The organism is Streptomyces sp. NBC_01216, from assembly GCF_035994945.1.
GTDB lineage: Bacteria > Actinomycetota > Actinomycetes > Streptomycetales > Streptomycetaceae > Streptomyces.
The window spans coordinates 4,415,871-4,438,969 of record NZ_CP108677.1 but is presented as its reverse complement, the minus strand read 5'-3'; the positions used below and the strand labels follow the sequence as shown (position 1 = coordinate 4,438,969).

The 23,099-nt window shown below is 71.2% G+C and carries 20 protein-coding genes, 1 tRNA gene, 1 pseudogene and 1 riboswitch; of the genes and pseudogenes, 5 read left to right on the top strand and 17 right to left on the bottom strand.

The features are described 5' to 3' along the window. Positions 1-84: 84 nt before the first annotated feature. Entirely contained in the window at positions 85-315 is a 231-nt protein-coding gene (locus tag OG393_RS19745) for a DUF4287 domain-containing protein (RefSeq protein WP_327375995.1), read from the top strand. A gap of 126 nt (positions 316-441) precedes the next feature. On the opposite strand, the gene OG393_RS19740 is transcribed toward OG393_RS19745, so the two are convergent. Both OG393_RS19740 and OG393_RS19735 read right to left on the bottom strand, forming a co-directional pair. Further along, positions 442-1,329, bottom strand: a complete 888-nt coding sequence (locus OG393_RS19740; RefSeq protein ID WP_327375994.1) for a Bax inhibitor-1/YccA family protein — start codon at positions 1,327-1,329, stop codon at positions 442-444. 131 nt (positions 1,330-1,460) lie between these two features. Next, positions 1,461-1,542, bottom strand: a tRNA-Leu gene (locus OG393_RS19735). Between the two features lie 357 nt (positions 1,543-1,899). On the opposite strand from OG393_RS19735, the gene OG393_RS19730 reads away from it, so the two are divergent. Both OG393_RS19730 and OG393_RS19725 read left to right on the top strand, forming a co-directional pair. Beyond that, positions 1,900-2,712 (top strand): ABC transporter ATP-binding protein, encoded by an 813-nt coding sequence (locus tag OG393_RS19730; RefSeq protein WP_327375993.1) that lies wholly within the window; start codon positions 1,900-1,902, stop codon positions 2,710-2,712. A gap of 239 nt (positions 2,713-2,951) precedes the next feature. Beyond that, the gene (locus OG393_RS19725; RefSeq protein ID WP_327375992.1) at positions 2,952-5,480 is read left to right on the top strand and encodes an ABC transporter permease; all 2,529 of its coding nucleotides are present in this window, start codon (positions 2,952-2,954) and stop codon (positions 5,478-5,480) included. A 103-nt stretch (positions 5,481-5,583) separates the two neighbouring features. Here OG393_RS19725 and OG393_RS19720 read toward each other — a convergent pair whose 3' ends face one another. Both OG393_RS19720 and OG393_RS19715 read right to left on the bottom strand, forming a co-directional pair. Then, positions 5,584-6,882: a cyclopropane-fatty-acyl-phospholipid synthase family protein gene (locus tag OG393_RS19720; protein WP_327375991.1), complete on the bottom strand. Its 1,299-nt coding sequence runs from the start codon at positions 6,880-6,882 to the stop codon at positions 5,584-5,586. A gap of 191 nt (positions 6,883-7,073) precedes the next feature. Continuing rightward, positions 7,074-8,459, bottom strand: coding sequence for an NAD(P)/FAD-dependent oxidoreductase (locus OG393_RS19715; RefSeq protein ID WP_327375990.1), 1,386 nt, complete (start codon positions 8,457-8,459; stop codon positions 7,074-7,076). A gap of 370 nt (positions 8,460-8,829) precedes the next feature. On the opposite strand from OG393_RS19715, the pseudogene OG393_RS19710 reads away from it, so the two are divergent. Then, positions 8,830-9,126, top strand: a pseudogene (locus OG393_RS19710) (type II toxin-antitoxin system RelE/ParE family toxin); the annotation flags it as partial. 40 nt (positions 9,127-9,166) lie between these two features. Here OG393_RS19710 and OG393_RS19705 read toward each other — a convergent pair. The 7 genes from OG393_RS19705 to OG393_RS19675 form a co-directional block, all read right to left on the bottom strand. Next, on the bottom strand, positions 9,167-10,093 hold the full coding sequence (locus OG393_RS19705; protein WP_327375989.1) for a Ppx/GppA phosphatase family protein: 927 nt from the start codon (positions 10,091-10,093) through the stop codon (positions 9,167-9,169). After that, positions 10,090-10,638 (bottom strand): DUF501 domain-containing protein, encoded by a 549-nt coding sequence (locus OG393_RS19700; protein ID WP_327375988.1) that lies wholly within the window; start codon positions 10,636-10,638, stop codon positions 10,090-10,092. Before OG393_RS19700 ends, OG393_RS19705 begins: the two co-directional genes overlap by 4 nt. 132 nt (positions 10,639-10,770) lie before the next feature. Next, positions 10,771-11,244 (bottom strand): FtsB family cell division protein, encoded by a 474-nt coding sequence (locus tag OG393_RS19695; RefSeq protein WP_327375987.1) that lies wholly within the window; start codon positions 11,242-11,244, stop codon positions 10,771-10,773. Between the two features lie 127 nt (positions 11,245-11,371). Beyond that, a complete protein-coding gene (gene eno, locus OG393_RS19690; RefSeq protein ID WP_327375986.1) occupies positions 11,372-12,658 on the bottom strand; it encodes a phosphopyruvate hydratase in 1,287 nt (428 codons plus the stop codon). A gap of 309 nt (positions 12,659-12,967) precedes the next feature. After that, entirely contained in the window at positions 12,968-13,654 is a 687-nt protein-coding gene (locus OG393_RS19685) for a transglycosylase family protein (RefSeq protein WP_327375985.1), read from the bottom strand. Between the two features lie 3 nt (positions 13,655-13,657). Continuing rightward, positions 13,658-13,832, bottom strand: a riboswitch (cyclic di-AMP (ydaO/yuaA leader). A 257-nt stretch (positions 13,833-14,089) separates the two neighbouring features. Beyond that, entirely contained in the window at positions 14,090-15,061 is a 972-nt protein-coding gene (locus OG393_RS19680) for a transglycosylase family protein (RefSeq protein ID WP_442817329.1), read from the bottom strand. A gap of 114 nt (positions 15,062-15,175) precedes the next feature. Next, positions 15,176-16,426 (bottom strand): cytochrome P450 family protein, encoded by a 1,251-nt coding sequence (locus OG393_RS19675; RefSeq protein ID WP_327375983.1) that lies wholly within the window; start codon positions 16,424-16,426, stop codon positions 15,176-15,178. A 220-nt stretch (positions 16,427-16,646) separates the two neighbouring features. On the opposite strand from OG393_RS19675, the gene OG393_RS19670 reads away from it, so the two are divergent. Then, the gene (locus tag OG393_RS19670) at positions 16,647-17,858 is read left to right on the top strand and encodes a globin domain-containing protein (protein ID WP_327375982.1); all 1,212 of its coding nucleotides are present in this window, start codon (positions 16,647-16,649) and stop codon (positions 17,856-17,858) included. 68 nt (positions 17,859-17,926) lie between these two features. Here OG393_RS19670 and OG393_RS19665 read toward each other — a convergent pair whose 3' ends face one another. From OG393_RS19665 to OG393_RS19640, 6 genes are all read right to left on the bottom strand, one after another. Beyond that, positions 17,927-18,913, bottom strand: coding sequence for a nucleoside triphosphate pyrophosphohydrolase (locus OG393_RS19665; RefSeq protein WP_327375981.1), 987 nt, complete (start codon positions 18,911-18,913; stop codon positions 17,927-17,929). A 31-nt stretch (positions 18,914-18,944) separates the two neighbouring features. Then, positions 18,945-19,589, bottom strand: a complete 645-nt coding sequence (locus OG393_RS19660) for a SurA N-terminal domain-containing protein (RefSeq protein ID WP_327375980.1) — start codon at positions 19,587-19,589, stop codon at positions 18,945-18,947. Positions 19,590-19,684: 95 nt separating this feature from the next. Then, on the bottom strand, positions 19,685-20,101 hold the full coding sequence (locus tag OG393_RS19655) for a GtrA family protein (protein WP_327375979.1): 417 nt from the start codon (positions 20,099-20,101) through the stop codon (positions 19,685-19,687). Then, positions 20,098-21,060, bottom strand: coding sequence for a glycosyltransferase family 2 protein (locus tag OG393_RS19650; protein ID WP_327375978.1), 963 nt, complete (start codon positions 21,058-21,060; stop codon positions 20,098-20,100). The genes OG393_RS19655 and OG393_RS19650 overlap by 4 nt, the downstream gene beginning before the upstream one ends. 197 nt (positions 21,061-21,257) lie before the next feature. Next, on the bottom strand, positions 21,258-21,656 hold the full coding sequence (locus tag OG393_RS19645) for an LppU/SCO3897 family protein (protein ID WP_327375977.1): 399 nt from the start codon (positions 21,654-21,656) through the stop codon (positions 21,258-21,260). Between the two features lie 155 nt (positions 21,657-21,811). Next, positions 21,812-23,086 (bottom strand): phospholipase D-like domain-containing protein, encoded by a 1,275-nt coding sequence (locus OG393_RS19640; RefSeq protein ID WP_327378481.1) that lies wholly within the window; start codon positions 23,084-23,086, stop codon positions 21,812-21,814. Positions 23,087-23,099: the final 13 nt, after the last annotated feature.

Below are 23,099 nucleotides of genomic sequence, written 5' to 3'. Positions count from 1 at the left end.
CCCTCGAGGGACTGTTGCCAACGGGGGAACGGTCAGGCACGGTGACGGGAAGAAGCACACGGCAACACGCGTCCGGAGGCGCCGATGTCCCACGTCTTCTCCGAAGAGACCCACCGCAACCTGCTCGCCCGCATCCCCCACTGCACCGGTCGTGAAGTGTCCGACTGGCTCCGCACCGTGGAGGAAGGCCCCTCCCTCGTCCGTTTCGAGGAGAAGGTCAGCTGGCTCCGCGGCGCGCACGACCTCGCGTACGGCCACGCGAAGGCGATCGTCCACGAGTACGACCTGCGCAGAGCGGCCCGTCGGCTGCTCTGACACGCGGGCACCGGCGGCGTCCGAACCGGAGGGGCGGCGCACCGTCGCCCCTCCGGGCACGCGGAAGGGCCTGCCCGGCCGGGCAGGCCCTTCTCACTCCGTCACGCGGTCGCCCGCGCGGAAGTGTCAGTCGTCGCCCTGAAGGATCGACAGCAGACGCAGCATCTCCAGGTAGATCCACACCAGGGTCATGGTGAGACCGAAGGCAGCCAGCCAGGACTCCTGGCGCGGGGCGCCGTAGGTCACGCCGTCCTCGACCTGCTTGAAGTCCAGGGCCAGGAAGCAGGCGCCGAGGATGATGCCGATGACGCCGAAGAGGATGCCCAGGCCGCCGCTGCGGAAGCCGAGGCCGTCACCGGCTCCGTCGAAGAGCGAGAAGAGCATGTTGACGGCCATCAGCAGGACGAAGCCCATCGCCGCGGCCATCACGAAGCCGTAGAAGCGGCGGGTGACGCGGATCCAGCGCATCTTGTAGGCGATCAGCACGCCGGCGAAGACCGCCATCGTGCCGAGGACGGCCTGCACCACCACACCAGGCGAGATATAGGTGGAGACCGCGGCGGAGATGACACCGAGGAAGAAGCCCTCGAACGCCGCGTAGGCCAGGATGAGCGCCGGGGACGGCGTGCGCTTGAACGACTGGACCATCGCGAGGACGAAGGCGACCAGCGCGGCACCGATGGCGATGCCGTACGACTTGCCGAGGTTCGCCGGGTCGACCGGCATCACGATCCACGCGAGGGCCGCGGTCACGACGACCGTGCCGAGCGTGATGGCCGTACGGCTCACCACGTCGTCGATCGTCATCACGTCGCCGCGGGCCTGCGGCGGGGTGGCGTACTGCGTGTCCTGCGTCGCGTACGGGTTGGTCGCGTAGGGATGACCGGTGCCCTGGGCATACGGGTTCGTCCCGACGGCGGGGCCCCCGGCCTGCGGCTGCTGCCCGTCGAAGCCGGCGGGGCCGTTGTCGCGGCTGAACCCCCGTCGCGAGAAGACCGGGTTACTGCTCCTCATCTCACTCCTCCATGGCCGCACGGCGCAGCCTCGCGTCAAGAGTAATGCGCGAGCAAAAGAATCACCCTAGTGCTCGGGGAGGATCTTTTGTGTGATCCCGGTGAGAGCGAGGGTGCGAGGAGGGGGAGCTGTGCCCGGAACCGGACTCGAACCGGTACGGCCCGAAGGCCAGCGAGGTTTAAGCTCGCCGTGTCTGCGTTCCACCATCCGGGCGTGGTGCGCGTCTCCGCGTTGGCACATGAGCCTATCGGGGCGCTTCCCCCGTTCAGCCGAACGCCGTCCCGATGTTGTCTTATTTTATTGGGGCCTGAGGGTGTGTCAGCGCAGGTGGGAGGCCCCCCGGGCAAACGGTGACGGGGCTCGCAGGCGCAAAGACGCGCGCTTCGGATTGACGGAAAGTCGCCGCCCGGTGGCGCACGCGTCGCGGGGCGTCCGGCGCGGGAGCACCCACCGGGACGGCTCGGGGTTTCCGTCATACCTCAGGAGGAGGGTGCTGCTCCCCGATGCGACTCCAGGCGGCCCCGGGAACGGGCATGTGGACGGACGACCGGCTCCGGAACGACCGACACGATGGAGTGGTTCCCGCAAGCCGCAGTGACAGGAGTCCCCCTCGTGCAGACCACCACCACCGTGCCCCGCGCCACCGCGGTGGCCGCCCGTGCCCAGGATCTCTCGAAGGTATACGGACAGGGCGAGACCCAGGTGGTCGCCCTCGACCGGGTCTCCGTGGACTTCAGGCAGGCCGAGTTCACCGCCATCATGGGGCCCTCCGGTTCCGGCAAGTCCACGCTGATGCACTGCGTCGCGGGCCTGGACTCCTTCAGCTCCGGGTCGGCCCGGATCGGCGACACCGAACTCGGCACGCTGAAGGACAGGCAGCTGACCCAGCTGCGCCGGGACAAGATCGGCTTCATCTTCCAGGCGTTCAACCTGCTGCCGACGCTGACCGCGCTGGAGAACATCACGCTCCCGATGGACATCGCGGGCCGCAAGCCCGACAAGCAGTGGGTGGAGCGGGTCATCGACATGATCGGCCTCTCCGACCGGCTGAGCCACCGCCCCGCGCAGCTCTCCGGCGGTCAGCAGCAGCGGGTCGCCGTGGCCCGCGCGCTGGCCTCCCGCCCCGAGATCATCTTCGGTGACGAGCCGACCGGAAACCTGGACTCGCGCTCGGGCGCGGAGGTGCTGGGCTTCCTGCGCAACTCGGTGCGTGAGCTGGGCCAGACCGTCGTCATGGTCACCCACGACCCGGCGGCCGCCTCCTACGCGGACCGGGTCGTCTTCCTCGCCGACGGACGGATCGTCGACGAGATGATCAGCCCGACGGCGGACGGTGTCCTCGACCGTATGAAGGCGTTCGACGCCAAGGGCCGCACGAGCTGAGGCCGCGCCGCCGCCCTGAACCGCCCGCCCCGGGCATCCCAGCCGTCTGCCGCCCGCCCCCTGGCACCCGCCCCCGGGAGCCGGGTCCGCGCGGGCCGACCGGGCGACGCCCTCCCGCACCGGCCGTCCCGGCGACGCCCGGCGGCGCGGGCCCTCCCCATCGCCCTCCCCTTGCCCTTCTCCTCCCCGCCCGACGCGCCCCAGGCGCCTCGCGCCGGCCCCACCCCAGGACACCCACCATGTTCCGTACCGCCTTGCGTAACGTGCTCGCGCACAAGGCCAGGCTGCTGATGACCGTGCTCGCCGTGATGCTCGGCGTGGCCTTCGTCTCCGGCACGCTGGTCTTCACCGACACGCTTTCCGACGCCTTCCGCAACCAGTCCGCCAAGAGCTACCGCGACGTGGCCGTCGCCGTCTCCGCCCGTCCGACCGGAGACGACCCGACCGGGACACCGGGCCTCTCCGAGCAGGTCCGGGAGAAGATCGCGGGCCTCGACGGCGTCGCCTCCGCGACCGGCCGGGTCGGCGGTTTCGCGGGAGTGCCCGACCGGGACGGCAAGCTGATCGGCGTCGGCTGGTCCAACCGGGGTGCCAACTTCGCGCCCGGCGAGGACGGCCGGGATCCCGCGTACCGCTTCACCGCGGGCGGCGGCCCGGCCGAGGCCGGACAGATCGCCCTCGACAAGGACACCGCCGAGCAGGGCGGCTACCAGGTGGGCGACACCGTCCGTGTCGCCACCAACGGCCCGGTGAAGGAGTACGCCCTCTCCGGCGTCTTCACCACCGAGGACGGGGCCGTGAACGCCGGCGGCAGCCTGGTCCTCTTCGACACCGCCGTGGCCCAGAAGCTCTACCTGAAGCCCGGATTCTTCTCGGACGTCTCGGTCGTCGCAGAGCCCGGCGCCGACGCCGACACGATCCTGGCCGCGGTGAAGCCGCTGGTGGGCGAGGAGGCCGATGCCCAGACCGGGCAGGCGCTCGCCGACGAGCAGGCCCGTCAGATCGAGTCCGGGCTGAGCGCGCTCAACCAGATGCTCCTCGCCTTCGCCGGCATCGCGCTCTTCGTCGGCGTCTTCCTGATCTCCAACACCTTCGCGATGCTGGTCGCGCAGCGCACCAAGGAACTGGCCCTGATGCGCGCGGTCGGTGCCTCCCGTCGGCAGATCACCCGCTCGGTGCTGGCCGAGGCCGGTCTGGTCGGCCTGGTCGCCTCGCTCGCCGGGTTCGGTCTGGGCGTGCTGCTGGCCGTCGGCCTGCGGGCCGGCATGGCCTCCTTCGGCATGCGGATCCCGGAAGGCGGTCTGGTCATCGGCACCACCCCGCTGATCTCGGCGCTGGCCGTCGGCGTGCTGGTCACGATGTTGGCCGCGTGGCTGCCCGGCCGCCGTGCCGCGAAGATCCCGCCGGTGGCCGCGATGAGCAGCGTCCACGCGGTGGCCACCACCAAGTCCCTGGTCCTGCGCAACTCGGTCGGCGCGGTCCTCACCGCCCTCGGCGCCCTCGGCATCGTCGCCGGTGCGGGCGCCGGCGGCGACAACGGACGGATGCTGATCGGCGGTGGCGCCTTCCTCGCCCTGGTCGGCGTGATCGTGTTGATCCCGCTGCTGTCCCGCCCCGTGATCGCGCTGGCGCGACCGGTCCTGAGGTCCTTCGGCGTGGCGGGCGAGCTGGCCGGCCGGAACGCGGTCCGCAACCCCCGGCGTACCGGTGCCACCGCGTCCGCGCTCGCCATCGGGCTGACGCTGGTCACCGGACTGTCGGTGCTGGGCGTCACGGTCGGCTCGGCCGTCGACCGGATGACGACGGATCAGATCAAGGCCGACTACATGGTCACCATGGCCAGCGGCGACGGACTGAACCGGGAAGCGCTGACGGCCCTGGAGAACGCTCCCGGCGTCGCGGCCGTCTCGCCGCAGCAGGCCGGCTCCCTGGAGATCAAGGGCGACTTCGCCTCGGCCTCGGGTGTCACCCCCGGCGCCGTGGAGCAGGTGCTCAACCTGAAGGTCACGAGCGGATCGCTCGCCTCGCTGGCCGACGGCCGGATCGCCGTCGCCGACACGACGGCACGGATGCGGGGCTGGAAGGCCGGCACGACCCTCCCGGTGGAGTTCTCCGACGGCAAGAAGGGCGAACTGACCGTCGGCGCCGTCTTCGAGGACAGCGAGTTCGTCTCCCCGGTCGTCCTCGACAGCGCGATCCTCGACGCGCACGGCGCCGAACCGTACATCCCGCAGATCTTCGTGAAGATGGACCGCGGCGCCTCGGACGCCGGGGAGAAGGCCCTGACGAAGGCCCTCGGCGACAACCCGGCCATGACGGTCATGGACCAGCAGGACATCCGGGAATCCTTCGGCGGCATCATCAACACGATGCTGAACATCATGTACGGCCTGCTGGCGATGGCCCTGATCATCGCGGTGCTGGGGGTCGTGAACACCCTGGCGATGTCGGTCTTCGAGCGTCAGCAGGAGATCGGCATGCTGAGGGCGATCGGCCTCGACCGGCGCCGGGTGAAGCGGATGGTGCGTCTGGAGGCCGTGGTCATCTCGCTGTTCGGCGCGGTGGTCGGCATCGGGCTCGGCTCGTTCCTCGGCTGGGCGATCGGCGAGACCCTGCGGGACACCATGCCCGGCTATTCCCTGGTGCTGCCCTGGGACCGGATCGGCGTCTTCCTCCTCCTGGCCGGACTGGTCGGTGTGCTGGCCTCGCTGTGGCCCGCGCGCAGCGCGGCGAAGCTGAACATGCTGACCGCGATCAAGGCCGAGTAGGGCCGTCCGGCCGGAAGGCCGGGAGCAGGAGGCGAGCAGGAGGAAGGGCCGGCTCCCCGTACCGGGGGTGCCGGCCCTTCCCGGTGGGCAGGGTCTCAGCGCGCTAACGCGCCTCGTTCCAGACCCGCGGGCGCAGCCCGACGCCCGACGGTCCGGACACCGGCGTCCGGACCGCCAGGAACTGGTTCACGCCGATCCGGTTGCGCTCGAAGGAGACGGCCGAGGCGGCCATGTAGAGCCGCCAGATCCTCGCCCGGCCGGGCGAGGTGCCGCGCACCGCGCGGGCCCAGTCGCCCTCCAGGTTGGCCACCCAGCGGCGGAGCGTCAGGGCGTAGTGCTCGCGCAGCGCCTCCACGTCGCGGACCTCGAAGCCGGCGTCCTCCAGCAGGGTGAGGGTGCGGCCCATCGGGGCCAGCTCGCCGTCGGGGAAGACGTAGGCGTCGATGAACGCGTCGACACGGTAGGCGGATTCGTCCGGTTCCGGGCGGCGGGAGATCTGGTGGTTGAGCAGCCGGCCGCCGGGCTTCAGGAGGGCGTACAGGGTGTCGGCGTACTCGCGGTAGCGGACGGCGCCGACGTGCTCGGCCATGCCGATCGAGGAGATCGCGTCGTACGGGCCGTCCGAGACGTCCCGGTAGTCCTGGACCCTGATCTCGATCCGGTCGGCCAGGCCCTCCTCGGCGATCCGCTTGCGGGCGTAGGCGGCCTGCTCGCGGGAGAGGGTGACACCGACGACCCGGGCGCCGTAGGCGCGGGCCGCGTGGATGGCCATGGAGCCCCAGCCGCAGCCGACGTCGAGGAGCCGGACGCCCTCCTTCAGGCCGAGTTTGCGGGAGATGAGGTCCAGCTTGTCGCGCTGGGCGTCCTCCAGGGTGCCGCCCTCGGTCCAGTAGGCGCAGGAGTAGACCATGGAGGGGCCGAGGACCAGGGCGTAGAAGTCGTTGCCCACGTCGTAGTGGTGGCTGACGGCCTGCTTGTCCCGCCGCTTGCTGTGGCGGGAGCCGCTGCGCCGGCGGAGTTCCTCGGCGGGCGGGGGCGGGGGCGGCAGGGGCCCGGCAAGTCCGAGGAGGGCGAGGGCCGCGGCGCGGAGCTTCGGGTCGCGTACGGACCCCAGGGCGCTCCTGGTCTCCTCTTCGCGTTCCCAGAGCAGTCCGGTGAGCCGGTCCAGCACCTCGTAGAGGTCGCCCTCGACGTCGACCTCCCCGGCCACCCAGGCGCGGGCCAGGCCGAGTTCGCCGGGCTTCCAGAGCAGTCGGCGCAGGGCGCGGCGCCGGCGGACGATGAGGACGGGGCCGCCCTCGGGGCCGGCCTCGCTGCCGTCCCAGGCCCGCAGACGGACGGGGAACGGGGTGCCGAGCAGGTCCTCGGCGAGAGTCGTCAGCCGCGATGCGGCGTCGGCCATGGTGCACACCTCCGTGATGTCGTGCCCCGGAAACGCTCGTCACCACGTAAACACCCTCTGTAGGCGATTACAGTCCCGGACCCACGCAACGAGTCGGCAAAACACCCGGCCGGACATGCCGAAGGACCGTCCGCACCACGGATGGCGGACGGCCCTTCGACATCTAAGGTCCTGCGGTTCCCGCTGGGGGGCTAGGAGGCCTTGGCCTTCTCCTGGCTCGCCGCGGCGGTGGCCGGGGCGGGGGCGGGCTTGGCGGCCTCGTAGAACTCCTCGCGCGGCGTCTCCATGGCACCGAGGGAGACGACCTCGCGCTTCAGGAACATCGCGAGGGTCCAGTCGGCGAAGACGCGGATCTTGCGGTTCCAGGTCGGCACGGCCAGACCGTGGTAGCCACGGTGCATGTACCAGGCGAGACGGCCCTTGAGCTTGATCTTCATCTTGCCCATGACGATCATCGCGACGCCCTTGTGGAGGCCGAGGCCCGCCACCGCGCCCTTGTTCGCGTGGCTGTACGGCTTCTGCGGGAAGCCCCGCATGCCGGCGACCACGTTGTCCCCGAGGACCTTCGACTGGCGCAGCGCGTGCTGTGCGTTCGGCGGGCACCAGGCGTTCTCCACGCCGGCCTTGCGGGCGGCGAGGTCCGGCACCTGGGCGTTGTCGCCCGCGGTCCAGATGTGGTCGGTGCCGGTGACCTGGAGGGTCGGCTGGGCGTCCACGTGGCCGCGCGGGCCGAGCGGGAGGCCGAAGCGGGCGAGCGCCGGGTTGGGCTTCACGCCGGCGGTCCACACGATCGTGTTGGAGTCGACCTCGAGGCCGTTCTTCAGCACCACGTGGCCGTCGACGCAGGAGTCCATGGAGGTCGAGAGGTAGATCTCGACGCCTCGGCCCTCGAGGTGCTCCTTGCCCCAGCGGCCCAGCTCCGGACCCACCTCGGGAAGGATCTTGTCCGCGGCGTCGACCAGGATGAAGCGCATGTCCTCGCGCCTCACGTTGGTGTAGTACTTCGCGGCGTCGCGGGCCATGTCCTCGACCTCGCCGATGGTCTCCGCGCCGGCGAAGCCACCGCCGACGAAGACGAAGGTCAGCGCCTTGCGGCGGACGTCCTCGTCGGTCGTCGAGTCGGCCTTGTCGAGCTGCTCCAGAACGTGGTTCCGGAGGCCGATGGCCTCCTCCACGCCCTTCATGCCGATGCCCTGCTCGGCGAGGCCGGGGATCGGGAAGGTGCGGGAGACCGCGCCCATCGCGACGACCAGGTAGTCGAAGGGCAGCTCGTATGCCTCGCCGACGAGCGGCGCGACCGTGGCGACCTTGCGGTCCTGATCGATGGTGGTGACGCGACCGGTGAGCACCTCGGCTCCGCGCACGACGCGTCGCAGCGGGACGACGACGTGGCGCGGCGAGATGCTGCCGGCGGCGGCTTCGGGGAGGAAGGGCTGGTACGTCATGTACGAGCGCGGGTCGACGACCGTGACGGTCGCCTCTCCGTAACGCATCTTCTTGAGAATGCGTCGAGCTGCGTACAGGCCTACGTACCCACCGCCTACTACGAGGATCCTGGGACGCTCCGTGGTGCTCATGCCATCGAGTATCCACCCCTCGGACAGGGGTCGCTCGTGCGCCCCTTCACAAGGTCCTGGGGGTCCTCTGCTACACTCCGCGCCCCACGTGACCCACGTCATGGGCGGAGGAGGAACCACCGGTTCGCGGCGGACGTTGCTCACCCCATGTGAACTGGACCGGAGAGCTCTCGTTAACGCCGGACCACCGAGTGCGGTCACCCGTGGGAAACATGGCGTGAAGGGACCCTCACGGCTGCGATAGAGCCCCGATGGGGCCCACAAGGGCCCGAAAGGCCCTCCGCGGCCCCCATCGGGCCTCTTTTCCTTGTGAAGAACTTCACGAACTTTCCCGGCGGCGGGCCCCCGAGCGGTTCGCGTGGTGCCCGGTATGCCGCGGAGGGCGCGCTCCCGTCACGATCGCCCGGCCGCCCACCGGCCCGCGCGCCGCACGGCGACCGCCGCCACCCGGCGCTCCGCCCGGTCAGGGCCCGCACGCCTCCGTCTCCACCGCCCGCGCGGCGGCGACCCGTACCGACTGGACGCCGACGTCAAGAAGCTCACCGGCCCGTCCGGGCTCTACCGGCTCCGGGGCAGAAGATTCCGGATCGCCTACCGGATCAACGACGGCGAACTCGTCGTCCTGGTCGTCGGGGTGGGCGACCGGCGGGACGTCCACCGCAACCTGTGCCGCCCCACCCGACACCGAGACCGCCGGGCACCGCCGCTCAACGCGACTGGCTCGCCGTGAAGTGAGCGATCCCGTCGAGGATGTCGTGCTCGCTGACGACGACCTCACGGGCCCCGGTCCGCTCCATGATCTCCAGCAGGACCAGGGCCCCGGCGACGATGACGTCGACCCGGCCCGGGTGGATCACCGGGATCGCGGCGCGCTGCTCGTGGGTGGAGACGAGCAGCCGGTCGACCACCTCGGCGACCTGCCGGCGGGAGATCCGCGCGTGGTGGATGCGCTCCGAGTCGTACTCCTCCAGGCCCAGCGCGATCGCGGCGACCGTGGTCACCGAACCGGCGAGGCCGACCAGGATGTCGGCCTCGGTGACGGGGACGGTCTCCTCGGCCAGCGCCAGGGCGGCCCGGACGTCGGCACGGATCGCGGCGACCTCCTCGGCGGCGGGCGGGTCACTGCGGACGTGCCGCTCGGTGAGGCGGACGCAGCCGATGTCGACGGACCTGGCGGCTTCGACGTGCCGCCCGCCGACGACGAACTCGGTGGAGCCGCCTCCGATGTCCACGACGAGGTACTTCTCGGCGCCGTTCAGCTCGCCGGTGGCCCCGGTGAAGGAGAACTCGGCCTCCTGGTCGCCGGTGATCACCTCGGGTTCGACGCCGAGGATGTCCAGGACGCCGGCGACGAACGTGTCGCGGTTGCGGGCGTCGCGGGAGGCCGAGGTGGCCACGAAACGGACCCGCTCGACGTCGAACTCCTTGATCACGTCGGCGTAGGCGCGGCAGGCCGCGAAGGTGCGCTCCAGGGCCTCCGGGGCGAGCTGCCCGGTGCGGTCGACGCCCTGACCGAGCCGCACGATCGTCATCCGCCGGTCCAGCTCGGTCAGTTCGCCTGTCTCGGGGTGGACGTCGGCGACCAGCAGGCGGATGGAGTTCGTACCGCAGTCGATGCCCGCGACCCGCGTCACTTCTCCTCCCCCTCTTCCGCGACCCGGTCGGCGCACGGGGTGACGCAGGGGCCCTTGGCCCACCACTCGGGCAGCATCGCGAGGGCCTCGTCGCCCAGGGGGTTCACCCCGGGGCCGGCCGCGAGCGAGTGGCCGACGAGGACGTGCAGGCACTTCACCCGGTCCGGCATTCCGCCGGCGCTCGGGAAGCCCTCCAGGACCTCGATGGCGTCACGGCGGGCGAGGTAGTCCTCGTGCGCGGCCCGGTAGGCGGCGGCCAGCTCGGGATCGGTCCCCAGCCGGGCCTGCATCTCCTTCATGACCCCGTTGGCCTCCAGGGTGCCGATGGCCGAGGCCGCACGGGGGCAGGTGAGGTAGTAGGTGGTGGGGAAGGGGGTGCCGTCCGGGAGCCGGGGCGCGGTCTCGACGACGTCCGGGTTGCCGCAGGGGCAGCGGTGCGCGATGGCGCGCAGCCCCCGGGGCGGGCGGCCGAGCTGGTCCTGGAAGGCGGCGACGTCCGCCTCGGTGGGCTCGGTGCGTGCGGTCTGCGGAGGGGGCGTTTGCATGCCTGCGTCTTGTCTTCTCGTCGGGGGCGGTTCGGTGCGGTGGTCGTGCGTGCGGTGGCCGCGCGGCCGGCGAACCGGTGCGCGGACCTCCACGGGCGTGGCGGCCCGGGGCCATTGTCTCGCGTCGCCGTGTCAGCGGGCCGCGTCGGCCTGGTCGACGCCGTCCCAGAGGTGGGAGTACCAGGGATGGCCGGCCTCGCCCTGCTCGCCGCGCGGGCCGCGGGCCGCGTCGGGGTCGTTCACGGTGAAGCCGGTCTCGCCGGGGACGACGTAGTGCAGGTGCTCGCGGGCGAGGCGGCGGATGTAGGCCGGGTCCTGGAGCCGGGCCTTCTCGTCGCGCAGGCGCTCGACCCGGTCGGCGGTCTCGGCGGCCTGGCGTTCCTGCCCGGCGATCTCGCCGCGCTGGGAGACGTACTGGCGCATCGGGTAGGCGAGCGCCACCACCAGCGAGCAGACGATCAGGGCGAGGAAGGCCGCGCGGCCGGTGAGCCGGGAGCGGCGGGCCTGGCGGCGGGTCTGGGACCGGTAGACGCGGGCGGCGGTCTGTTCGCCGAGCAGCCTGATCCGGGTCGTGGTCGAGAACCGGTCGCGGTCCTTCGCTGCCATGGTCGGGCGCCTCCCCTGTGTCCACGCTCGCTGCCCGGACGCGCTCCCGGTCGTGGAAGCGGAGCCGTCCCCGCACACGGTACGGGACCGGGTGCGGGGACGGACGGAACCGCCGGGGGTGAAGCCGTCAGCCCTTGAAGCGCGGGAAGGCGCTGCGGCCGGCGTACACGGCCGCGTCGTCGAGGATCTCCTCGATGCGCAGCAGCTGGTTGTACTTGGCCACCCGCTCGGAGCGGGCCGGGGCGCCGGTCTTGATCTGGCCGCAGTTGGTGGCGACGGCCAGGTCGGCGATGGTGACGTCCTCGGTCTCGCCGGAGCGGTGGGACATCATGCACTTGAAGCCGCTGCGCTGGGCCAGCTCGACGGCGTCCAGCGTCTCGGTCAGCGAGCCGATCTGGTTGACCTTGACCAGGAGGGCGTTCGCGGAGCCCTCCTCGATGCCACGGGCCAGGCGCTCGGGGTTGGTGACGAACAGGTCGTCACCGACCAGCTGCACCTTGGAGCCGAGCTTGTCGGTGATGACCTTCCAGCCGGCCCAGTCGTCCTCGAACAGCGGGTCCTCGATGGAGACGAGCGGGTACGCGGAGACGAGCTCCTCGTAGTACTCGGTCATCTCGGCGGCCGAGCGGGACTTGCCCTCGAACTCGTAGGCGCCGTCCTTGTAGAACTCGGAGGCGGCGCAGTCGAGCGCGAGCGCGATGTCCTTGCCCGGGACGTAGCCGGCCTGCTTGATGGCCTCGAGGATGAGGTCGAGCGCGGCGCGGTTGGAGTCCAGGTTGGGGGCGAAGCCGCCCTCGTCGCCCAGGCCGGTGGACAGGCCCTTGGTCTTCAGGACGGACTTGAGGGTGTGGTAGACCTCGGTGCCCCAGCGCAGGGCCTCGGAGAAGGACTCCGCGCCGATCGGGGCGATCATGAACTCCTGGATGTCCACGTTGGAGTCGGCGTGCGAGCCGCCGTTCAGGATGTTCATCATCGGAACGGGCAGCAGGTGCGCGTTCGGGCCGCCGAGGTAGCGGAAGAGCGGCAGGTCGGATGCCTCGGAGGCGGCGTGCGCCACGGCGAGGGAGACACCGAGGATGGCGTTGGCGCCGAGCGAGGACTTGTCCGGGGTGGCGTCCAGGTCGAACATCGCCTGGTCGATCAGTCGCTGCTCGGTGGCGTCGTAGCCGACGAGCTCCGGGCCGATCTGCTCGATGACGGCGAGGACGGCCTTCTCGACACCCTTGCCCTGGTAACGGTTCGGGTCACCGTCGCGGAGCTCGAGGGCCTCGAACGCACCGGTGGATGCGCCGGACGGAACGGCAGCACGGCCGGTGCTGCCGTCGTCGAGGCCGACCTCGACCTCGACCGTGGGGTTGCCTCGGGAGTCCAGGATTTCCCGGGCTACGACGACGTCGATGGACGGCACGAGCATCTCCTTCTGGGATGTGACGCGGGATGTGACGCAAGAGCCGTGCAGGGTCGCTTGGCCTTGCGACAAGAGCCTAACCGGCTCCGGAGCCCCGGCCAGCCGGGCGCCCGCCCCCTGGGACGAAAAAGGACCCAAGGGCATGCATAAAGGGGCGAAGCACCTCGAAGCTACCGGGCGGTAACGCGGAAACCCCGTCCCGGCGCGCACGGGGGAGGGCGCGCCGGGACGGGGTGGTCACCGCGGGAGGGTCGGGAGACCCGGGGAGGAGCCTGTCGACCGAAGGCCACCCGACAGGCTCTCAGTCTGTCGGGCTCACTTCAGGTGGAGCTGCTGGCCCGGGTAGATCAGGTCGGCGTCCTGGACGACGTCCTTGTTCAGCTCGAAGAGCTTCGCCCAGCCACCCTTGACGTCGTGGGCGGCGGCGATCTTGCTCAGGGAGTCGCCGGCGACGACCTTGTACTCGCCGTCGCCCTTCTCGACCTTCTTGCCGGTCGGGGTGGTGACGGTCTTCGACTCGGCCTTCTTCGGCGTCGCCTTCGGGGCCGTGCGCTGCTCGCTGCGGGTGGTCGGCCGCTCGGCCTTCCGCTCCGGCTGCGGGGCGGTCGCGGTGACGCCACCGGTGTAGGCGGCGCCGGACAGGCCCACGCCACAGCTCGGCCAGGCACCCTTGCCCTGGCCGGCCAGGACCTTCTCGGCGATCGCGATCTGCTGGGACTTCGACGCCTGGTTCGCGGTGGCCGCGTAGGCGGTGCCGCCGTAGGCCGCCCAGGTGGAGGCCGAGAACTGCAGGCCGCCGTAGTAGCCGTTGCCGGTGTTGATGGACCAGTTGCCGCCGGACTCGCACTGGGCGACGGTGTCCCACTCGGCGGCGGTCGCGGCGGAGGCGGAGCCGGCCGCCATCAGCGGAGCGGCGACGGCGACACCGGCCACGCCGGCGAGGGCGAGGGCACGGGTGGCCTTGGAAGGACGACGGTGCTTGCCCTTGGCGGAAAACAGCATGGGGATTCTCCTCACCGACGCCTGCGAGGTGAGCTGTCGGGTTCGGGCCATGTGAGTTGCCCGGCCGCGTGACGAGCACGTGGCTTCACCCCAAGCCGGTCCTGCGGCCGTCTGTCTCAACGGCCGGGAACGGCACTTACCTTGGGTCCCCCGCTCCTGCCTGCGGCGCTTGCGCGACGACTGTTCCCCTCGGCCGGCGGCAGGATTCGGCGTTACCGGTCGACGGGGCCCGCGGTGGCGAGCGGTCACGACCGTAGACACAGACCGCACGAAGTTCAAAGAAGGCCAAAACGGCCAAATCGCCCCTCCCTGCGTCCCTATGAGGGGTGTTTATGCAGGTGAGGAGCGATTGGAGCAAACTTTGCGGACGTGACACGCCCCGAGGGCCGAAGAGACTCATGTCTCATTTGGACAGAACGGACATAAAGCCCTGAACTACCCCTGGTCGACGATCGGTTCTTCGCTCAGATCGAGGCTCTGACCAGGGAGGATGAGATCCGGATCGGCACCGACCGTGCGACGGTTGGTCTCGTAGAGCGCGGTCCAGCCGCCGGACAGCTCCTTCTCCCGAGCGATCTCGGAAAGACTGTCGCCAGGCTGGACGGTGTATTCGCCCGAAGTGTCCACAGTGCCCGAATCCTCCGAACCGTCGCCGGGAGCCGGTCCACCTGCCTGCCCGTCAGCGGGCGAGGCGTGCCGCCCGCCCTCCTGCCCCGTACCCGCGTCGCCCGCCCCTTCGGGCGCGGCCTCGCCCCGATGCTTGCCGATACCGGAGGCCGGCGCGCCGCCGGTGACCGGCGCGCCGGTCTCGTCCGGCACCGACGTCCCGGCGGAGGCGTCCGGCAGGACCGACCGCTCCGCCGTCTCCTGCGGCTCGGCCGCGCCGGACGCTCCCGGGCCGGCCGGGCTCGCGGCCGACGCGCCGGGGTCCGCCGGGCCGGCCGGCTTCGAGGCGGGCCGGCCGGGCTCGGCCTGCGCGGAGGGGGCGGCCGGCGCCGGGCTCGTACCGGGGTCGACCTCGGGCGCGGCGCCGTCGTTGGTCAGCTTGGCGATGGGGGCGCAGGTGGCCCACACCTGGGTGCCCTGCGCGGCGAGCGCCTGCTCGGCGACCGCGATCTGCTGGGAACGGCTGGCCAGATCGGCGCGGGACGCGTAGGCCGTTCCGCCGTACGTCTCCCAGGTCTCCTGGGTGAACTGGAGTCCGCCGTAGAGACCGTTGCCGAAGTCGGCGCTCCACAGGCCGCCCGACTCGCACTCGGCGACCCGGTCCCAGGTGGCGGCGTCGGCGGCGGAGGCCGAGCCGGTCGCGAGCAGCGGCAGGGCGAGGGCCGAGCCGGTCACGCCTGCCGCCACGACGATCGCGGGGGCCTGTCGTGGTCTGCGGTGTCGTCCGTTCCCGGAGCGCATACGGAGTGCCTTTCGCCTGACTGCTTGAGACGACGGTGAACGTAGCCGCATTCGAACGTCAGTCACAAGTCGATGCAGCGGAGATCACATAAAAGTCACAGTTTTGACGAGAGGTCAGTTCGCAAGAGGGGTGAACTCCACCGGAAGCGTGCGCAATCCGCGCATGATGAGCCCGCCCCGCCAGCGCAAATCGGCCGGATCGCACGCAAGTCGCAGATCGGGCAGTCGGGTCAGCAGTGCGGCCAGCGCCGTCTGGCCCTCCAGCCGGGCCAGCGGGGCACCGATGCAGTAGTGGATGCCGTGCCCGTAGCCGAGGTGCTGGTTGTCGCGCCGGGACAGGTCGAGCGTGTCCGGCTCGTCGAACCGCGCCGGGTCCCGGTCGGCGGCGGCGAGCACGACGAGCACCGGGTCCCCGGCCGGGATGTCCCGGCCGCCGAGGGCCAGCGGTTCCCTGGCGTACCGCCAGGTCGCCAGTTCCACCGGCCCGTCGTAGCGGAGCAGTTCCTCGACGCCGGTCTCCAGCAACCCCCGGTCGCCCGCCGCGAGCGAGGTCTGGAGCCGCTCGCGCTGCCCGGGATGGCGCAGCAGCGCGTACATCCCGTTGCCGATCAGGTTGACGGTGGTCTCGAAGCCCGCGAAGAGCAGGATGAAGGCCATCGCCGCCGCCTCGTTCTCGGTGAGGTGCTCACCGTGGTCGGAGGCCCGGATGAGACCGGAGATGAGGTCGTCGCCCGGATCCTCACGCTTGCGGTGGATCAGCTCCGCGAGATATCCGCGCATCTTCTTCACCGAGCGGGCGACCCCGCCCCGCGGCCCGCCGCCGTGCCGGATCATCATTCCGGCCCAGTCCCGGAAGTCGTCCTGGTCCTCGGGCGGTACGCCGAGCAGGTCGCAGATGGCGTAGATGGGGAGTGGGAAGGCGAAGTCGTGGATGAGGTCGGCGCTGCCCTCCCGCGCGAACCGGTCGATGAGCTGGTCGGTCAGTTCCCGCACGCGCGGGGCGAACTCGGCGACCCGGCGCGGGGTGAACGCCTTCGAGACGAGTCCGCGCAGCCGGGTGTGGTCCGGCGGGTCGATGTTGAGCAGGTGGGTCATCAGCTCGGCCTTGCGCTCCCCGGGGATCCTGGTCTTCCCCTTGGCGTGCACGGGCTCGTCGTGGTGCGCCGGGTTCTTGGAGAGCCGCTGGTCGGCGAGGGCCTGCCGGGCGTCCGCGTAGCGTGTCACCAGCCATGCCTCGACGCCGCTCGGCAGCTTCGCGCGGTGCACGGGCGCGTGCTCGCGCAGCCACGCGTAGGCGGGATAGGGGTCGGTCGCGAACTCCCAGGTGAAGAGTTCCGGCGCGGACGCGGGGAGCTGGTCGTGCATGGCCCCGACACTATCCGGACCCGTCGGCCGTGCGCCCCGCCGCCGGGCCCGCGCGGGCCCGGCTGTCCGGACGGGCACGTCCGCCCCGGTCGGCGGCCCGGACGGGGAGCGGACAGCCCGCCGCCGGGCGGCCCGGCCACGAGCGATTCCCGCCGTGCGAAGCCCCCTTGGGGAGAAGGTGTGTCGGTCACGTGAAGGCAGGTGCCCTAGATTCTCCCGCGTGGACCCTCAGTTGCTCAGGAGTACGTTCGCGGTCGTCGAGAGACGCGCCGAGCACGCCGTGACGTACTTCTACTCGCATCTCTTCTGGAACAACCCCGGTGTGCGGGAGCTGTTCCCCGAGGACATGCGCCCGCAACGCGACCGGCTGTTCGCCGCGCTCACCGAGGTCGTGACCCGGCTGGAGGACCCCGGCCTGGCGGAGTACCTCGCGCATCTGGGGCGCGACCACCGCAAGTACCTCGCCGCGCCCGCGCTCTACGCCGCGGTCGGGGCCAGCCTGGTCGCGGCCTTCGCGCACGCCGCCGGGGCCTCCTGGAGCGTCGAGGCCGAGAAGGCGTGGACCGAGGCGTACGGCTTCGTCGCGGACCTGATGATGACGGGCGCCGAGCGGGCGCGGGAGTCCGGGGAGCCGGTCTGGTGGGACGCCGAGGTGGTGCGGCACGAGCGGCTCGGGGACGACCTGGCGGTCCTGACGCTGCGGCCCCGGCAGCCGTACCCCTACCGGCCGGGACAGTACGTCGGCGTGAGCTCGCCCCGGGTCCCTCGGATCTGGCGTACCTACTCGGTCGCCAACGCGCCCCGCCCGGACGGGACACTGGACCTGCACGTCAGTCTCATCCGCGGCGGGCTGATGAGCACGGCACTGGTCGACGGGGTGCGGGTGGGAGAGACGCTGCGGCTGAGCCCGCCCGGCGGCGGGCTGACCGCGCGGACCCCACTCGGGAAGCCGCGCACCTACATAGCCGCCGGCACCGGGTGGGCGCCGGTGAAGGCGCTCCTCGAAGAGCTGGCCGAGGCCCCCGGGGACACCGAGGCGCGCCTCTTCCTCGTCGCGCGGGCCCGGGAGTACCTCTACGGGCGCGCGGAGGCCGAGCGGCTCGGGGAGCGGATTCCCGGCCTGCGGCTGAGCTGCATCACCGCGGCGCCGCGCGGTCGCCGCGCCCAGGCCACCGAGCGGTTGCACCAGGCCCTGGGGATGTGCGGCCACTGGCCCGCGCACGACGTGTACCTCGCCGGGCCGGCCCGCCTCCTCGACGAGACCGTGCCCGTACTGGAGCACCTCGGCGCCGATCCCGGCCGGGTCCTGCACGACGTGCTGCCGGCCGTGGGCCGGTTCCTCGTGCGCCCGGCCACCCCGGCGGAGCGTCTGCTCGACCCGCCGACCCCGGAATGGCACAACCCCGAGGGTCGGGCACCCCGGTCCCGCTGAGTCCCGCCGGACGGACCGCCGCACCGGGGTCACGGGCGCGGGCCGCTGCGGCTCGGGAGCCGGCGGGATCAGCCCTCGGTGCCGGGGCCGTGTCCCTCCGCCGCGCGGATGGTGTCCCGGTATACCCGGGCGGCGGCCCGCAGGGCCGCCTCCGGGTCCACTCCCTGCGCCTCCGCGCGGGCGGCGAGGTGCAGCAGTTCGTAGCCGACGCCCTCCCCCAGGGGCGGCTTCACGTCCAGGCCGGCGGTCCGGACCCGGCCCGCCAGCTTGGCGGCGAGCGCCAGACCGGGCTGACCGAGGGGCACTCCGTCGGTCACCGAGTCACGCTGCTTCTCCACGGCCTTGGTGCGAAGCCAGTGCGCCTTGACGTCCTCGGGGGTGCTCGCGCTCGCGTCACCGAAGACGTGCGGGTGGCGGTGGATCAGTTTCTCGACGATGGTGCCTGCGACGTCGTCGACCGAGAAGGGTGCCTCCTCGTCCTCTTCGGCGATCCGGGCGTGGAAGACGACCTGGAGCAGGACGTCACCGAGTTCCTCGCGCAGGTCCTCGCGGTTCCCGTCCTCGATGGCCTCGACGAGTTCGTACGCCTCCTCGATGCCGTACTTGGCGAGCCCCGCGTGGGTCTGGCGCGAGGACCAGGGGCACTCGCGGCGAATGCGGTCCATGACCTGGACGAGGTCGAGGAGCCGGGAGCCGGGCAGGTCGTAGGAACCGGGGAGGAGTTCCAGGTCGGGCATCGCGATCCGGCCGGAGCCGGCCAGCCGGGCGAGCCCGTCGGTCAGGGCCCGGTCGCCCTCGCCGGAGGGCAGGACGACGACGGTCCGGCCGCCGGCGCAGGCGTCGACGAGTTCCGGCGCGGCGAGCGAGGTGTGCTCCACGGCGACCCCGGCTTCGCGGAGGTACGGCAGCTGCGGGTGGTGCTCGTCGGCGCACAGCACCCGGTCGGCTCCGCGCAGCACCTGCCAGGCCGGCCAGGACAGCAGTCCCGGGGCGACCCGGTGGCTGGTGGTGAGCAGGACGATGCGGCCGGTGCCGAGGGGTGCTTCAGCGTTCACCCCTCGACCTTACGCGGCGTCGCGTACCGGATCAGGCGCCGGCCTCGACCGGCTCCGGGGCCTTGCTGATCTGCCGCAGCCACGGTGCGGTGAAGGTGCCGAGCTGGATCTTGTCGTCGTCCCAGGCACCGAAGCGCGGATTGACGTCGATCTCCAGCGCGGTGGAGGCGTCGGTGAACACCCGGGTGAGCTTCTGCTGGCCCTCGGGAGTGTTCGCGATTCCCAGCTTCTCGGCGATCTTGTTCATCAGGACCGTGCGGCGGACCACCCCGTCGATCTGGTCCGGGGCGACGCCCTGCTGCTGGAGCAGCATCGCGGCGAGCTGGTCCTCACCGCCGCTCTGCCGGGCGAACTCGGCACGGGCCCGCTGGATCTCGCCGCGGTCGGCGCCGAGGCCGTTGTCCTCGGCGACCCGGTCCACCACCCGGTCGAAGATCATCACGTTGAGCTTCTCACGGCTGAGGTCCCCGGTCGCCTGGATCAGCTGGGCGGCCTGGGGTGAATTCTGTTGGGCGGTCCGGACGTCCGCCACCTGCGCTTGGAGACTGGACACCTCGATCCGCTCGCCGCCGACGACGGCCGCGGCACCTGGGTGGGCCGCACCGCCGCAGGCGGTGAGCAGCGGGGCCGCGGCGAGGAACGCGGCGGAGACGGCGAGCGCGGTGCGGCGGTGCAAAGGAGCCTCCCGGCGTGGGTCGTGCGTCAGTAGAACGACCTTGCGGTGATCGATGTTAGGCAGTCGCCGTGATCGAGGCCACTACTTCGCGGTCACTACTTCGGGGCGACTGTCCCGACCAACGAGTCGGATGTTCGGGTGGTGTCGGGTCGCAGCATGATCGTTCGGGAGAGCAGGAAGGTCACCGGGATCGCCGCGGCGGCGGCGATCAGCGGGGCGGGGCGGCTGTCGAGCCCCGCGACGTCGACGAGGAGGTAGACGCCGACCGTGGTGATCACGAAGTTCGCCGCGTTGGTGAGCGGGAAGAGCAGGAACTTCCGCCAGGTGGGACGGGTGCGGTAGGTGAAGTAGGAGGTGAGGAAGAAGGAGCCGACCATGGAGAACGCGAAGGCGAGCACATGGGCCGCGAGGTAGGGCAGCCACAGCGTGAGGATCAGGTAGAGGCCGTAGTAGGTGGCCGTGTTCACGACCCCGACCAGTGCGAAGCGCACCACCTGCCAGGTCACCGTCATCGTCGTGCGAGCTCCTCGGGGCGCCGGTGCTGCCGCGGGACGCCCGCGTTCGTCGCCTTCACGAGGAAGTGGGGGCGCCGCTTCACCTCGTAGTAGATACGGCCCACGTACTCGCCGACCAGTCCGAGCATCACCATCTGGACGCCCGCCAGTGCCGTGACCGTGACGATCAGCGTGACGTATCCGGGCGTGTCCACGCCGTTCACCAGGGCGACTCCGACGATCCAGGCCGCGTAGGCCAGGGCGACGGATACCAGGGCCATGCCCAGGTAGACGGCCGCCCGCAGCGGCTTGTTGTTGAACGAGAGCAGCCCGTCGAGACCGTAGTTGAGCAGTTTCCCGAAGCTCCATTTCGAGCGGCCGTCCTCGCGCGTCTCGTTCTCGTACGCGAAGGTGGTGGTGCGGAATCCGACCCAGGCGAAGAGGCCCTTGGAGAAGCGGTTGTACTCGGTCAGTTCGAGGATCGAGTCGACCGTGCGGCGGGAGAGGAGTCGGAAGTCGCCGACGCCGTCGACCAGCTCGACGTCCACCAGGCGGTTGACCGCCCAGTAGTAGGCGCGGGCGGTAACGGTCCGGGTCACCCGGTCGCCGGTGCGGGTCCGGCGGGCGATGACCTGGTCGTATCCCTCGGCGTGCAGGGCCACCATGCGGTGCACGAGCTCCGGCGGATGCTGGAGGTCGGCGTCCATGATCACGACGGCGTCGCCCTCGGCATGCTGGAGGCCGGCCAGCATCGCCGCCTCCTTGCCGAAGTTGCGGCTGAAGGAGACGTAGCGGGCGCGGGGGTCGGAGGCGGCGATCTCCTCCAGGAGCGGGAGCGTACGGTCCTGGCTTCCGTCGTCCACGTAGACCAGCTCGAACTCACCGTCGAATCGCGCGAGTTCGGTGGTGACATGGTCGTGGAAACGACCGATGATCTCCTCTTCGTCGAAACACGGGACCACAATCGAGAGCAGCACACGGCAACGACAACGGAGCGGGATGGCGTGGGCGGATTCGCCACATGACGGCGAGACGGACATCGCGTGAACTGGCCCCCGGTGCGCACCGTGCCGTCGGCCGCGGCCCCTCCCCGGGGGGGCGCTCACGCCAAAGGGGGCCGGACCCGGGTCGGGTGACCCGGGTCCGGCCCCCTCCGGGGCGCCGCAGGGCCGCGTCAGTTCTTGACGGGATCCAGGCAGAGGACGAACTTGTCCATGTCGAGCTGCTGCGCGAGGGCGACCTCGGCCACGCCCTCGCACTTGTCGAGGTCGAAGGTGTTGTCGACGACCTTGACGACCTTGTAGAGGTCGGCGACCTTCTCGGTGCAGCCCTTGGTCTCGACGTCGGGGTCGTCGTTCGGACCGGTCACGACGACGCAGTCCCCGGCCTCCGCGTGCACGGGGGCCTCGCCCGTGAGGTGCGGGAGGCCCACGCGCCAGAACAGGATGACGGCGATCGCCACGAGGACGCCGAGGATCTTCTTGCCCAGGCCGCCCTTCTTCTTCTCGGGCTCGGCCGGCGCGGCGGGGGCGACGGGCAGCTCAGGGTCCTGCGGCGCGGGAGGCGTGGTCATGAAGGGTTCCTTGGGGACGTGTACATGATCGAACGCGCGTACGCTACCGGTCGCGGAACACCCAAAAGGGACGGGCTGCGCTCCGTTGGCCAATCAGATACGGAGTCGTGATCCTGTCGCCCCGTCAGCCCTTCCTCCCGTCCCCCCCCGGCGCCCTACCGGCCCTCCCCCTCGGCCGCTGTCCGCTGGGCCTCGAAGTTCGCCACGTAGGCGTCGAAGACCGCCGGGTCCTCGTACTTGAGCAGCGTCTCGTCGTTGTACTTGAGCGCCGTGACGGTGTAGGTGTGGCTGCCCGTGAAGACGATCTTCTTGTTCGCTCCTCCGTAGTACGTGCCCTCCACCAGCAGGTACTTGGTGTGGGTACCGGTGCCGCCGCGCACGTCGTTGCCGAGCTGGTGCAGTGCGATGCGGCCCCGCGCGGTCGGCCGGGTCAGCCAGTCCGCCACCCGCGCCGCGGTGTCCGGATTGAGCGGCCAGTTGTCGAGCTTGCGGTAGACGATCTCGACCAGGCAGCCGGCGTCGGCGAGCCGCCACAGCTGCTCGGCCACCTCGGGGCGGGTGATGTGACCCTGGGCGATGCGGATCCTCGTCCGCCCGTCGGAGGTGCCGAAGCCCGCGTCGTTGCCGTGGCAGGGCGGCGCGGTGCCGACCGGCCTGGCCACCGTCCTGAGGACGTTCACGATCACGTCGGTGTCCGAGCGCGGGAAGAAGTACACCTTGGCCGGGCCCGCCTGCGTGTCGTGGGCGTAGTCGGCGACCCGGGGCACCTCACCGGCGGCGGCCCTGGCCTGGTCGGTGAAGTACGCCGTGTACGCGTCGAACAGCGCCTTGTTGCCGACGACCGTCATCGCGTCGTTCCAGCCCGACGTGCGGTCCCACTCGACGAGGTTGCCGGAGGACTGCACCACCACGTCGTCCACGGCGACCGCGCCGTTGCCCCGGGTGCGGGAGAACAGGAAGGTCTTGTTGTGGTTGACGTTGTCGTACCAGCCGTCGGGGTCCGCGGCCGTGGTGCCCGGGTCCTTGGCGAGACACGCCTCCTCCGCCTCGCAGACCCGCACCCAGGAGTCCCCCGTCAGCCCGTTCCGCAGGTTCGACACGGCCGGGTATCCGGCGGTGTCGTGGTCGAGGATCATCTGGACCGTCACGCCGCGCGCGTGGGCGGCGAGCAGCCGGTCGGTGAGCCACTGCGACCCGTAGAGGTACAGGGATATCCGGATGGACGATCCCGCTTCCGCGCCGTCGACCAGGCGTCCCAGATGGGACAGGATCCGCCCCTCGGCGGCCGTGTCTCCCGAGGGGTCGTTGAACACGGGGCCGGTGGTGACCGTCGGCACCGGCTCGGCCGCCCCGGCCGCCGGTGTGGCCAGGAGCAGACCTCCCAGCGCGAGCGAGGTGGCGGCCGTTCTGAACTTGCCTTTGATCATCATCACACGGGCATTG

Bases quoted from the DNA above. Each gene is read 5' to 3' on its own strand.
- OG393_RS19720 (WP_327375991.1), bottom strand. From the start codon at position 6,882: ATGGCCGACGCCGCATCGCGGCTGACGACTCTCGCCGAGGACCTGCTC.
- OG393_RS19740 (WP_327375994.1), bottom strand. From the start codon at position 1,329: ATGAGGAGCAGTAACCCGGTCTTCTCGCGACGGGGGTTCAGCCGCGAC.
- OG393_RS19685 (WP_327375985.1), bottom strand. From the start codon at position 13,654: ATGCTGTTTTCCGCCAAGGGCAAGCACCGTCGTCCTTCCAAGGCCACC.
- OG393_RS19680 (WP_442817329.1), bottom strand. From the start codon at position 15,061: ATGCGCTCCGGGAACGGACGACACCGCAGACCACGACAGGCCCCCGCG.
- OG393_RS19640 (WP_327378481.1), bottom strand. From the start codon at position 23,086: ATGATGATCAAAGGCAAGTTCAGAACGGCCGCCACCTCGCTCGCGCTG.
- OG393_RS19715 (WP_327375990.1), bottom strand. From the start codon at position 8,459: ATGAGCACCACGGAGCGTCCCAGGATCCTCGTAGTAGGCGGTGGGTAC.
- OG393_RS19700 (WP_327375988.1), bottom strand. From the start codon at position 10,638: ATGCAAACGCCCCCTCCGCAGACCGCACGCACCGAGCCCACCGAGGCG.
- eno (WP_327375986.1), bottom strand. From the start codon at position 12,658: ATGCTCGTGCCGTCCATCGACGTCGTCGTAGCCCGGGAAATCCTGGAC.
- OG393_RS19695 (WP_327375987.1), bottom strand. From the start codon at position 11,244: ATGGCAGCGAAGGACCGCGACCGGTTCTCGACCACGACCCGGATCAGG.
- OG393_RS19645 (WP_327375977.1), bottom strand. From the start codon at position 21,656: ATGACCACGCCTCCCGCGCCGCAGGACCCTGAGCTGCCCGTCGCCCCC.
- OG393_RS19745 (WP_327375995.1), top strand. From the start codon at position 85: ATGTCCCACGTCTTCTCCGAAGAGACCCACCGCAACCTGCTCGCCCGC.
- OG393_RS19730 (WP_327375993.1), top strand. From the start codon at position 1,900: ATGGAGTGGTTCCCGCAAGCCGCAGTGACAGGAGTCCCCCTCGTGCAG.
- OG393_RS19675 (WP_327375983.1), bottom strand. From the start codon at position 16,426: ATGCACGACCAGCTCCCCGCGTCCGCGCCGGAACTCTTCACCTGGGAG.
- OG393_RS19655 (WP_327375979.1), bottom strand. From the start codon at position 20,101: ATGACGGTGACCTGGCAGGTGGTGCGCTTCGCACTGGTCGGGGTCGTG.
- OG393_RS19725 (WP_327375992.1), top strand. From the start codon at position 2,952: ATGTTCCGTACCGCCTTGCGTAACGTGCTCGCGCACAAGGCCAGGCTG.